Origin of the sequence: Thalassorhabdomicrobium marinisediminis, assembly GCF_003072065.1 — a bacterium.
Lineage (GTDB): Bacteria > Pseudomonadota > Alphaproteobacteria > Rhodobacterales > Rhodobacteraceae > Octadecabacter > Octadecabacter marinisediminis.
The window spans coordinates 161353-172882 of sequence record NZ_QCYG01000001.1 but is presented as its reverse complement, the minus strand read 5'-3'; the positions used below and the strand labels follow the sequence as shown (position 1 = coordinate 172882).

13 protein-coding genes are annotated in these 11530 nt (G+C 64.5%); 10 read left to right on the top strand and 3 right to left on the bottom strand.

Translation table 11 applies throughout. From position 1 onward, the window contains the following. Positions 1–50 precede the first annotated feature (50 nt). The 6 genes from DC363_RS00885 (at position 51) to DC363_RS00860 (ending at position 5150) form a co-directional block, all read left to right on the top strand. Positions 51–521 carry a YbaK/EbsC family protein gene (locus DC363_RS00885; protein ID WP_108639242.1) on the top strand — a complete coding sequence of 157 codons (471 nt, stop codon included), beginning with the start codon at positions 51–53 and terminating at the stop codon, positions 519–521. 144 nt (positions 522–665) lie between these two features. Further along, the gene (locus tag DC363_RS00880; protein WP_108639241.1) at positions 666–1130 is read left to right on the top strand and encodes a DUF2852 domain-containing protein; all 465 of its coding nucleotides are present in this window, start codon (positions 666–668) and stop codon (positions 1128–1130) included. Positions 1131–1234: 104 nt separating this feature from the next. Then, positions 1235–1696, top strand: coding sequence for an RDD family protein (locus DC363_RS00875; protein WP_108639240.1), 462 nt, complete (start codon positions 1235–1237; stop codon positions 1694–1696). A gap of 137 nt (positions 1697–1833) precedes the next feature. Then, positions 1834–2670 (top strand): arginyltransferase, encoded by an 837-nt coding sequence (locus tag DC363_RS00870; RefSeq protein ID WP_108639239.1) that lies wholly within the window; start codon positions 1834–1836, stop codon positions 2668–2670. 435 nt (positions 2671–3105) lie between these two features. Next, on the top strand, positions 3106–4860 hold the full coding sequence (locus DC363_RS00865) for an acetolactate synthase 3 large subunit (RefSeq protein WP_108639238.1): 1755 nt from the start codon (positions 3106–3108) through the stop codon (positions 4858–4860). Then, on the top strand, positions 4860–5150 hold the full coding sequence (locus DC363_RS00860; RefSeq protein WP_108639237.1) for a hypothetical protein: 291 nt from the start codon (positions 4860–4862) through the stop codon (positions 5148–5150). The genes DC363_RS00865 and DC363_RS00860 overlap by 1 nt, the downstream gene beginning before the upstream one ends. Before the next feature lie 79 nt (positions 5151–5229). Here the strand turns inward: DC363_RS00860 and DC363_RS00855 are convergent, their stop codons facing one another. Continuing rightward, a complete protein-coding gene (locus DC363_RS00855) occupies positions 5230–5940 on the bottom strand; it encodes a hypothetical protein (RefSeq protein ID WP_158270810.1) in 711 nt (236 codons plus the stop codon). Positions 5941–6179: 239 nt separating this feature from the next. Here DC363_RS00855 and ilvN point away from each other — a divergent pair, with 239 nt between their 5' ends. Beyond that, positions 6180–6746 (top strand): acetolactate synthase small subunit, encoded by a 567-nt coding sequence (gene ilvN, locus DC363_RS00850; RefSeq protein WP_108639235.1) that lies wholly within the window; start codon positions 6180–6182, stop codon positions 6744–6746. A 135-nt stretch (positions 6747–6881) separates the two neighbouring features. On the opposite strand, the gene DC363_RS00845 is transcribed toward ilvN, so the two are convergent. Next, positions 6882–7139: an EF-hand domain-containing protein gene (locus tag DC363_RS00845; RefSeq protein WP_108639234.1), complete on the bottom strand. Its 258-nt coding sequence runs from the start codon at positions 7137–7139 to the stop codon at positions 6882–6884. Positions 7140–7474: 335 nt separating this feature from the next. Between DC363_RS00845 and DC363_RS00840 the strand changes: the two genes are divergently transcribed. From DC363_RS00840 to DC363_RS00830, 3 genes are all read left to right on the top strand, one after another. Further along, the gene (locus DC363_RS00840) at positions 7475–8413 is read left to right on the top strand and encodes a nucleoside hydrolase (protein WP_108639233.1); all 939 of its coding nucleotides are present in this window, start codon (positions 7475–7477) and stop codon (positions 8411–8413) included. 112 nt (positions 8414–8525) lie between these two features. After that, the gene (locus tag DC363_RS00835) at positions 8526–8975 is read left to right on the top strand and encodes a GNAT family N-acetyltransferase (RefSeq protein WP_108639232.1); all 450 of its coding nucleotides are present in this window, start codon (positions 8526–8528) and stop codon (positions 8973–8975) included. A gap of 100 nt (positions 8976–9075) precedes the next feature. Next, complete coding sequence (locus tag DC363_RS00830; RefSeq protein ID WP_108639231.1) at positions 9076–10452, top strand: protein adenylyltransferase SelO; 1377 nt, start codon at positions 9076–9078, stop codon at positions 10450–10452. A 50-nt stretch (positions 10453–10502) separates the two neighbouring features. On the opposite strand, the gene DC363_RS00825 is transcribed toward DC363_RS00830, so the two are convergent. Next, complete coding sequence (locus DC363_RS00825) at positions 10503–11462, bottom strand: DUF3179 domain-containing protein (protein WP_108639230.1); 960 nt, start codon at positions 11460–11462, stop codon at positions 10503–10505. Between the last annotated feature and the right edge of the window lie 68 nt (positions 11463–11530).

Genomic DNA, 11530 nt, shown 5'->3' with positions numbered 1-11530 from the left:
AGCGCACGGGGGGGCTGGTCAACGGCCCAATCCCGCGCCAGAGTGCGGCCATGAGCAAAAGTCTGAAACGTGTCACCCGCACCCTTGCCGACGCCGGTCTCAAGATTGAACCGCTCGAGATGCCGGGCGGAACCCGCACTGCCCGCGACGCGGCGCAAGCGGCGGGCTGTCACCTTGACCAGATCGCCAAGTCGATCATCTTTCGCGGTGAGCAGACGGGCGAGGCGATCCTGTTCGTCACCGCAGGCGGCCATCAGGTGGACGCGGAGAAAGCCAGCACGCTCGCCGGAGAGCCTTTGGGCAAGGTGGACGCCACCCTGATCCGCAGTCAGACCGGCTTTGCCATCGGCGGCGTCTCCCCCGTGGGGCACCTCTCCCCGATCCGGGCCTTCTGGGATCCGCGCCTGTCGCAGTTCGACGTGGTCTTTGCCGCCGCGGGCACGCCGCGGCACATTTTCCCCATCGCTCCGGACGATCTGCAGCGCCTGTCGACCGCGCAGACGGGCGACTTCACCGCCTGATACGGCAATTTTTAGCTAATTTTTACAAGGCACTAGAATGTAAATGTAAAATACATTCACATTAAATCTTGCGCGGCTGCCCCACCCTCCCCATTTGGGTAATGTGAAAGGCATTCACATCAAGAAGCAATCTGGAGCCACCAAATGACAACCTCATCCACCATCGACTACTCCGCCCCCTATGCGCAGCCGGTGCGCGGAAACTGGTTCAGGCGCGCCGAAGGCTGGCTTGACGACCGCGGCAAGGGCGCATGGATCGCCGCCATGGTCTTGGGCTTTATCTTCGTCTGGCCCGTTGGCCTCGCCCTTCTGGCTTATATGATCTGGAGCAAACGCATGTTTACCGGCACCTGCGCATCCAAGCGCACCCATACCTCCACCCTGCGCACCACCATGCGCTCTTCCGGCAACGCGGCGTTCGACGCCTACAAGGCCGAGACCCTGCGCCGTCTGGAAGACGAGCAGCACAGCTTTGAGGAGTTCCTCAAGCGTCTGCGTGAGGCCAAGGACAAGGCCGAGTTCGACCAGTTCATGAAAGACCGCGCCGCCCGCGCCGAATCCGGCGCCGCGACATCGGCAGACCGCGACGGGGATGACACCCGCGCTTGACGCCCCTATCTGCAAGACAGCGCCCCCGCCGCCCATCCCGCGCGGGGGCGGCCTGCGGTTCGCCGCACATCACACCGAACCACGCCCCAGCACACGGACCCCATATGACCGCGACATTCGATCATCAGACAGACACCCTGCCCGCTGAATTCTATGAAGGCGTGCTGCCCAAGCGCTTGTTCGCCTGGCTGATCGACGTGTGCTTCACCGCCCTGCTCGCCGCGCCGCTGATCCTGCCGCTGGCGCTGATCGGCGCGCTCTTGGTCTTTCCGCTCATGGCGATCCCGGTGATCTGGGCCATGACCGGCTTTCTTTATCGCTGGATCACGATCTCGAACCGCTCGGCCACCTGGGGCATGCGTCTGATGGCCATCGAATTGCGCGACCACGCGCAGCAACCCCTGTCGTCGGGCATGGCGTTTCTGCACACGCTGGGCAGCACGTTGAGCTTCGGCACATTCGTCGTGCAAGCCCTCTCGGTCTTGTCGATGATCGTGACCGAAAAGGGTCAGGGCCTGACCGATCTGGTGCTCGGGACGACGATGCTCAACCGCTCGTTGCCCTGACAAGGCCTTGACGACGTCTTGCGCCGCCGCGCGGCAGGTGTAACCAATCCTTTGAAAACCCGTGCTATATGCAGCTTGTGGCCCGCAGCCTGTTGTTGCTAGGCTGCGCCTGTCCTTGCCCCAAATGCTGAGTGTTCATGCGTCACAGCCTTCCCCTTACGCCGCAGTTCTACGTGACGGCCCCCCAGCCCTGTCCCTATCTGGCGGACCGGATGGAGCGGAAGCTGTTCACCGCGCTGCAAGGGGATGAGGCGGACGCGCTGAACAACAGCCTGTCCAAGCAGGGCTTCCGCCGGTCGCAGAACGTGCTGTACCGGCCGTCCTGCGCGGATTGCAACGCCTGCCTGTCCGCGCGGATCAAGGTCGCGGATTTCGCGCCCTCGCGCAGCCAGCGGCGGGTAATCAAGCGCAACCGCCATCTGGAGCGCACGGCCTCCTCTCCTTGGGCGACCGAGGCGCAGTTCGCGCTGTTTCGCGACTACCTCGACAGTCGCCACGCCACCGGCGGCATGGCTGACATGGACCTGTTCGAATTTGCCGCCATGGTCGAGGAAACCCCGATCCGCACACGGCTGATCGAATACCGCGACCCGACGGTGGGGGACGACCGATCCGACACTTACGAAGGGCTGCGCGGGGTCTGCCTGACGGACATTCTCGATGACGGGCTGTCGATGGTCTATTCATTCTTCGCGCCCGAGTTGATGAAGAACTCGCTGGGCACCTATGTGATCCTCGATCATGTCGAGATCGCGCGCGAACTGGGGCTGCCTTACGTCTATCTGGGCTATTGGGTCCCGGGGTCCGAGAAGATGGGCTATAAGGCGCGCTTCAAGGGGGTTGAAGTGTATCGCGATGGCGCTTGGGAAGTGCTGCGCGACACCGGCGATTATTCCAATGAGCTGAACCCCATCTCGGTGGACCCCATCGCCGAGCAGGTGGCGCGGATCGACCTGCCCGGCGGGCAGCGCTGAGGCGCAACCGGCTTCGCTGCTACATCGGGCAGCCGCACCACCGCACATTGCCGCCTGTTGCGAAAGCCTGCGCCCTTCTCATCTCCCGCCGCCGGGTCCACTGTCGGACAGCCCCCGCCCCGGCGCGGCGCCCCGTGGGCCGCATGGCCTCATGCCGGCGTATTTAACAAAATTACAAAAACCCGCCGCCCCGCGACATTTTCTCCACGCGGGCGGTTGACCCTTCAACCTCGCGCGGGCATAACGCCCCTAACGCAGACAGGAGCAATGGGAATGTCACGCATTCTAATCGTAGTAGGACGAACGCGCATGGGCTTTTGACAGGTTGACCATTCCGGTTCCCATGCGCCTCCGATACCCTCGGGGGCTTTTTTATGCGACACGATCACGATACCCAAGAACGACACTGACGAACGCCAGAACGAGGATTACAAGATGTCAGCTCAGATGACCGGTGCGAAAATGATGGTTCAGGCCCTGATAGATCAGGGTGTGGACACAGTCTTTGGCTATCCCGGCGGCGCGGTGCTTCCGATCTATGACGAGATTTTCCAGCAGAACTCGATCAAGCACATCCTTGTGCGTCACGAACAGGGCGCGGTCCACGCCGCCGAGGGCTATGCCCGCTCGACCGGCAAGGTCGGCGTGGCGCTGGTCACCTCGGGCCCCGGTGCCACGAACGCGGTCACCGGTCTGACCGACGCGCTGCTCGACTCCATCCCGATCGTCGTCTTCTCCGGTCAGGTGCCGACCTTCATGATCGGGTCGGACGCCTTTCAGGAAGCCGACACCGTGGGCATCACCCGCCCCTGCACCAAGCACAACTGGCTGGTGAAAGAGACCGACAAGCTGTCCGGCATCATTCATGAGGCCTTCCACGTCGCCACCACGGGCCGCCCCGGTCCGGTGCTGGTGGACATCCCCAAGGATGTGCAGTTCGCTTCGGGCGAATACACCAAGCCCGCGCCTGCCTCTTCACACTATCAGCCGCAGGTGAAGGGTGATCTGGACGAGATCACCGAGCTGGTCGCCGCGATGGAGACCGCCAAGAAGCCGCTGTTCTACACCGGCGGCGGCGTCATCAACTCCGGCCCCGCGGCCAGCCAGCTGCTGCGCGAACTGGTTGAGGGCACGGGCTTTCCCATCACCTCGACCCTGATGGGGCTGGGGGCCTATCCCGCCTCGGGCGACAAATGGCTGGGCATGTTGGGCATGCACGGGCTGTACGAAGCGAACATGGCGATGCACGACTGCGATCTGATGATCAACATCGGCGCGCGCTTCGACGACCGCATCACCGGCGTGATCGAAAAGTTCAGCCCCAATTCCATCAAGGCGCATATCGACATCGACCCCAGCTCGATCAACAAGGTGATCCGCACGGACATCCCGATCATCGGCGACGTGGCCCATGTGCTGGAAGACATCCTCAAGGTCTGGAAATCCCGCGGCCGCAAGACCAACGCCGAAGGCGTCGGCAAATGGTGGGACCAGATCAACACGTGGAAAAAGATCAACTGCCTTGCCTATACCCAAGGTGAAAAGACCATCAAACCGCAGCACGCCCTGTCCCGGCTGGAAGCGCTGACCAAGGACCGCAAGGACCGCTTCATCACCACCGAAGTGGGCCAGCACCAGATGTGGGCCGCGCAATACATGGGCTTTGAAGAGCCGAACCACTGGATGACCTCGGGCGGTCTGGGCACCATGGGCTACGGCTTCCCCGCGTCCATCGGCGTGCAGATGGCGCATCCGGACGCGCTGGTCATCAACGTGGCCGGTGAAGCCTCATGGTTGATGAACATGCAGGAAATGGGCACTGCGACCCAGTACCGCCTGCCGGTGAAACAGTTCATCCTCAACAATGAACGTCTGGGCATGGTGCGTCAGTGGCAAGAGCTTCTGCACGGTGAGCGTTATTCCTCGAGCTGGTCGGAAAGCCTGCCCGATTTCGTGAAACTGGCCGAGGCCTTCGGCGCCAAGGGCATCCTGTGTTCCGACCCCGCCGATCTGGACGACGCGATCATGGAGATGCTCAACCACGACGGGCCGGTGATCTTCGACTGTCTGGTGGAAAAGCACGAAAACTGCTTCCCGATGATCCCCTCGGGCAAGGCGCACAACGACATGCTGCTGGGCGATGCCGAAACCCAAGGCGTGATCGACGCCAAAGGCAGCGTGCTGGTCTGATGCGCCTGCTCGCCCTGCCCCTTTTGCTGCTGCTAGCGGCCTGTTCCGGCAAGGCCGTGACCGAGTTCATGCCCGGTGAGGCGGTGGTCGTGAACGGCTACCCCTATACGGTCAACCGCACCGCGCAGGGCGTCACGGTGCAGAACTTCGAGACCGGCCGCACCTCTCCGGCGGTGCTTCTGGCGAACGCGGGACTGGCGGCGGAACAGGTCACCGGCTGCACGGTCGAGACCATCGTCAAGGACGGGCTGGCCAACACCTATTATGCCACGCTCGATTGCGAGGGGTGATGCCGGGCGCGGTCGCATATCTTTGGGCCACGAAAAAAGGCGGCCCCCGGGGGGCCGCCTTTGTCGGGTCTGCACGCAATTACGAGTTGCTGCGGACTTTCTGTTCGGCAATGCCACGCTCTTCCGCGTCCAGCACACCGTCGCCGTTCATGTCGAAGACGGCCACGTTGCCCTCGATGATTTCGCTGTCGGAGACTTCGCCGTCACCGTTGGTATCAAGGGTCATGTCCAGACGGGCGGCGCGCACGTCGATCATGGGCAGACCGTCAGAGCCACCGGTGCGGACCGCATCCACTTCGGCGAAGGACCCGGTGCGCAGGGCTTCTTCGGCGCGACCACGCTCATCTGCATCAACCATGCCGTTGTTGTCCGTGTCGAACAGCGCCATGTTGCCTTCGATGATCTCGTCGTCCGAGACTTCACCGTCACCATTGGTGTCCAGCGTCGTGTCCAGACGGGCGGCGTTCACGTCGAAGTCGACCATCAGACCGGCGCTGCCGCTGGCCTCCTGCATCATGTCGACGGTGATCGTGCCGTTCGAGGTCATGAGCATTTCTTCGGCCACACCACGCTCGTCCGCGTCGATCGCGCCGTTGCCGTCGGTGTCGAAGAAGGCCATGTTGCCTTCGATGATCTCGTCGTTGGACACCTCGCCGTCACCATCGGTGTCCAGCGTTGCGTCCAGACGGGCGGCATTGGCGTCAAGCTGGTGCGCTTCGGCCCAGACGGCGCCGGTGCTGGCGATCATGGTGGCAGTCGTTGCGATCAGGGTTTTCTTAAGCAGGGTCATTCGGTTCTCCATACAATTACGTGGACCCGCCGTGGGGGACGTGCTGTCCTGCGGGCCTTCACAGGGTCAACCGCCGAAATCCCCGATCCGTTCCCGCCCTTGTGACAGCATGACAGGTGACGCAACGTCGCAAACGGAACAGAGCGCCATTCGCACAATGAAACCAAATACTTGCGCGCAGATCACGGAACCGTCAGCTGCGCGAAAAACTGCCCCCATCAAAAGCAAAGGTCAGCCAAATGTCCGCACTTAACATCAAAAAGGGCTCTACATCCCACTCCGCCTACAACCTGCGCCCGACGTTTTCCGACGTTGAGGAGCGCCACACGCTTGCCGTTCTGGTGGAAAATGAACCCGGCGTTCTGGCGCGGGTGATCGGGCTGTTCTCCGGGCGCGGCTACAACATCGAAAGCCTCACCGTGGCCGAGGTGGATCACACCGGCCATCTGTCGCGCATCACCGTGGTGACCACCGGCACGCCGCAGACCATCAACCAGATCACCGCGCAGCTCGGGCGGATCGTCTCGGTGCGCGAGGTGCACAACCTCACCGTTGAGGGCCGCGCGGTTGAGCGGGAACTGGCGCTTTTCAAGGTCGAGGGCGAGGGCGACGACCGGGTCGAGGCGCTGCGTCTGGCGGATGTGTTCCGCGCCAGCGTGGTCGACAGCACGCTCAACAGCTTCACCTTCGAGATCACCGGCACCACCGACAAGATCGACGCTTTCGCCGACCTGATGCGCCCCATCGGTCTGGTGGAAATGGCCCGCACCGGCGTTGCGGCCCTCTCGCGCGGTCGCACGGCCTAAGCGTCTGAACGTGCCCTCTCAGCAATAAAATGCCCCCTGATCCACAATGGGATCAGGGGGCAGATACCTCGTCACGCTTGGGGGACGCACGAGGCTCCGTCAGGCTGTGGCAGCAACCTGACGTGTCCGCAATGCTCAGTCCTGCGCCTCGACCGGCATCAGACCGGCCTCCTGCGCGGCGGCAACCTCGGCCATATCAAGCAGGCCGTCGCCGGTGGTGTCGATCTGCGTGAACACATCCACAGTGACCTCAGGGTAGAAGGTGGTCACCTCGGGAAAGCTGTAAAAGCCGTCATTGTTCACGTCGATTTCGGGGTTCGCTTCTTGCGCGGCGACCGCGCCTGCTGCGGCCGTCAGGGCCAGCGCGCTGGCGAACATCTTGAAACTCTGCATCAGTGTCTCCTCAGGACGTTGGGGCCATTGCGACCCGATGTCCCTGATCTAGGCGCCCGCGCCCCGCCCTTCCAGAGCACCGCGGCGAAACCCCACCCGATGCGCGACTCCCTGCCAGATCGCCCCGCGCCTTCGGCAGTCCTTTGCCGCAGCCCATCCCCTCGCGCATCCTGTGCGCAATAACCCGCACCACCCCGCATTCTCTGGTTCAAAAATACCTAAATCCCGCCCGTGCCGCGATAACGCACGGCAGACCTTCACCTCCGCATCCGCCGCCGTTAAGACAGGGGCAACGCAGGCCCGCCTGCCTTCCGATTGTCAAACAAAGGTGCCCCATGTCGCGCAATATCATCATCGACACCGATCCCGGTCAGGACGACGCCGTCGCCATCCTTCTGGCGCTCGCCTCGCCCGAACTCAACGTGCTGGGCATCACCGCCGTCGCCGGCAACGTGCCGCTGGACCTGACCCAGAAAAACGCCCGCATCGTCTGCGAACTGGCCGGCAAGCCCGACACGCTGGTGTTTGCCGGCTGCGACGCGCCGATGTCGCGCCCGCTGGTCACCGCCGAACACGTCCACGGGAAAACCGGCCTCGACGGCCCGCAGATGGCCGACCCGACCATGCCCCTGCAAGAGCAGCACGCCGTCGACTGGATCATCGAGACCCTGCGCGCGGCCCCTGCGAACTCCGTCACCCTTTGCCCGCTCGGCCCGCTCACCAACATCGGCACCGCCCTAGAGCGCGCCCCCGAGATCAAAGAGGCGATTGCCGAAATCGTGCTCATGGGCGGCGGTTTCTTTGAAGGCGGCAACATCACCCCCGCCGCAGAATTCAACATCTACGTCGACCCCGAGGCTGCCGACATCGTGTTCAAATCGGGCCTGCCGATCACCGTGATGCCGCTGGACATGACGCACAAGGCGCTCACCACCGCGCCCCGGGTGCAGGCGTTCCGCGACATGGGCACCGAAGTGGGCCGGATGACCGCCGAATGGACCGACTTCTTCGAACGTTTCGACAAAGAGAAATACGGCTCCGAAGGCGCGCCCCTGCACGACCCTACGGTGATCGCCTACCTGATCCGGCCCGAGCTGTTCACCGGCCGGCACATCAACGTCGAGATCGAAACGAAATCGGAACTCACCCTCGGCATGACCGTCGCCGACTGGTGGCGCGTCACCGACCGCGAACCGAACTGCACCTTCATGGGCGACATCGACGCCGACGGCTTCTTTGCCCTGCTGGCCGAACGCCTCGCCACGCTGGGCTGACCGCCCATCCCACCCCCGACTCTCCCGGGCGCGCCCACCACGCGCGCCCGGGGCTTTCCCCCATCGCCCGTCACCGGTATGGCAGGCCCTTTCCCGCCCAAGGATCCGCCCCATGACCACCGCCATCCACCTCGCCGGCCCTGAAGACGCGCCCCGCCTGCTGGCGCTTGTCACCGCGTGCCACGAAGAAACCGGGATTGCGCGCAGCGAAGACCACCGCGCCGCCGCCCTCGCCCCGCTGCTCGAAGGCTCGCCGCTGGGGGCCGCATGGCTCTTCGGGCTGGCGAAAGCGCCCACGGGCTACATCATCATCACCTTCGGCTGGTCCGTGGAACACGGCGGCATGGACGCCACGGTGGAAGAGCTTTTCATCCGCCCCAGCGTGCGCAAACGCGGCATCGCCTCGGAAGTGCTCTCGGCGATCTCGGCCAGCCTGCGCGGCGCGGGGATTACAGCGCTGCACGTCAAGCTCGACCCCGCGGACGAGGCGACGCAGCGGCTCTTCGCCCGGGCGCATTTCAAACCGCACGCGCGCGCCGCCGTGATGACCCGCAGCCTGTAAGTCGCGCCACGGGGGCAGAACGCGGGCGCGGGTGTAAAAGTGCGCCCCGCGCCCTTATATCACCCCCGAACCCGTCCCGATCCGCCACAAAGGCCGCGCCATGCCCCTGACCCTGCCGCTCACCGCCACCTATCTCGACCTGCCCGAGAGGTTCTACACCCGCCAACCGGCCACCCCCGTGGCCGCGCCTGGGCTGATCGTGTTCAACCATGACCTCGCCGCCCGCCTCGGGCTCGACACGGCGCAGATGACCGACGCCGAGGCCGCGGCGCTTTTCTCGGGCAACGCGCTGCCGGACGCGGCGACCCCCTTCGCGCAAGTCTATGCAGGCCACCAGTTCGGAGGCTTTTCCGCACAACTGGGCGATGGCCGCGCCCTGCATCTGGGCGAGCTTGAGACCCCCGAGGGCCGCGTCGACATCCAGCTCAAGGGCTCCGGCCCGACCCCTTATTCGCGCAACGGTGACGGCCGCGCCTGGCTTGGCCCGGTCCTGCGCGAATACCTCATGAGCTGCGCCATGGACGCGCTCGACGTGCCCACCACCCGCGCGCTGGCCGCCGTGAGCACCGGAGAGACCGTGCGCCGCGAACACGGCCCCCTGCCCGGCGCGATCCTGACCCGCGTGGCCGCATCGCACATCCGCGTGGGCACCTTCCAGTTCTTCGCCGCCCGCAACGATGTGGAAGGTTTGCGCGCGCTCACTGATTACGCCATGGCCCGCCATTACCCCAAGGCCACGACCCCGCTGGAATTCTTCGAACAGGTGGTCGCACGGCAAGCCGGTCTGGTGGCGCGCTGGATGGGTCTGGGCTTCATCCATGGCGTGCTGAACACCGACAACGTGCAGATCGCCGGAGAGACCATCGACTACGGGCCTTGCGCCTTCATGGACGACTACCACCCCGATCGCGTGTTTTCTTCCATCGACCGACAGGGGCGCTACGCCTATTCCAACCAGCCTTCAGTCACCCACTGGAACCTTGCACAGCTCGGCACGGCGCTGGTGCTGCTGGAACCGGATCAAGACAAAGCCATCGACGCCTACACCGAGGCGCTCAACCGCTTCCCCGCACTCTACCAAGCGGCCTGGTCGCGGGTCTTTGCTGGCAAGCTGGGCCTCACGGCGGGGAACAAGACCACCGCCCTTGCGCAGGATCTGCTCACCGAGATGGCCACCGCCGGGCTGGATTTCACGAACACTTTCCACGCGCTCGACCGCACCGCCGACACCCTGCCCGACTGGCATACCCGCTGGCGCGCGGCCAAGCCCGACGACGCGCTCTGGCGCAGGACGAACCCGGCAGTGATCCCGCGCACGCATAAGATCGAGGAGGTGATCGAGGCCGCCGTCACCGGAGATTTCGCCCCCTTCCACGCGATGCTGGCAGCGGTCAGCGCACCATTCACGGAGTCCGAAGCCTACATGCAGCCGCCACAGACGCACGAAAAGGTCCACCAGACCTTTTGCGGCACCTGAGCCTTCATCTGACCGGATAAACTCCCCCCGGAGGGCCGGTCTGCCACGGGCTAATCGCCCAGCATCCAAGCCCCCTCGGGCCAGAAAGCATGAAAGGCAAAGGCAAACAGCACATCATGCGGCAGATCGCGGCCCGCGGGGTCGCGCACGCGCACGTTGCCCACGTCGCGCCCCTCCCCGATCCTCGCGCTGTCCAGGGCCGAGGCCTGGCCGCTGTGCCAGCTCAGCGTCACGCCACGCTCGCGCAGCTCGCCCGCCTGCGCCAGCCGCGTCAGGGGCCAGGCCGCATCGCCCACGCGCACCACCCGGGCCAAGGGCGCGATCCCGTGGGGCGGCATCTCTCCGTCGAACAGAAACGGCCGGTCCGCGCTGTCATACCGTACATAGGGGTTCGCCCCGTAATTGCGTCGGGCATCGGGCTGGTCCATCACCAGACCGCGCGGATTGCGGTCGCGGAACGCCGCCCAGCTTTCCATCCAGGACGGCAGGGTGCGCAACCGGGTGCCGGTCAGCTCGCCCACGATCGCCTCGCCAATCGCCTGCTGCCACCAGGATTCGGTCTCGCGGTCGAACATCACCATGTCCGACTGCCGCAGTTTGCCCGAAACGCCGAAGGTCAACGTGCCATGGTCGGTGCGCCGGTCAAAGGTGATGCCGGAATTGCACAAGGGGCAGAAGGTCACCGCCACAGGCACGCCGCCCATCACGTCGTTCACGATCTCGTGCCACATCAAGTAGCGCAACGGATAGGCGCGCGGGGGGTGCCCCTCCATTTCTAAAGAGATGACCGGTTCGCGATCGGTCAGGCGCGCCTCGTCGCCCACCGCGATGAACGCCGGATCATTCAGCGCCGGAATGCCGTCTTTCGGCGGCCCGCCCGAGATGATCTCGGACCAATTGTCAATGGTGGTTCGTGCGAAATCCGTCTCGGGCCAGGCGCTGCGCCAACGCGCGGGATCGGCGCTGGCGGTGCAAGCCAGAACGGACAGGATCATGGCAAATCGCAGCATGGGGCAACCTCCTTCCTAGGGGTGCCCCAACGTAAAGGGGGCCATGCAGCGCTGCATAGCCCCCCTAC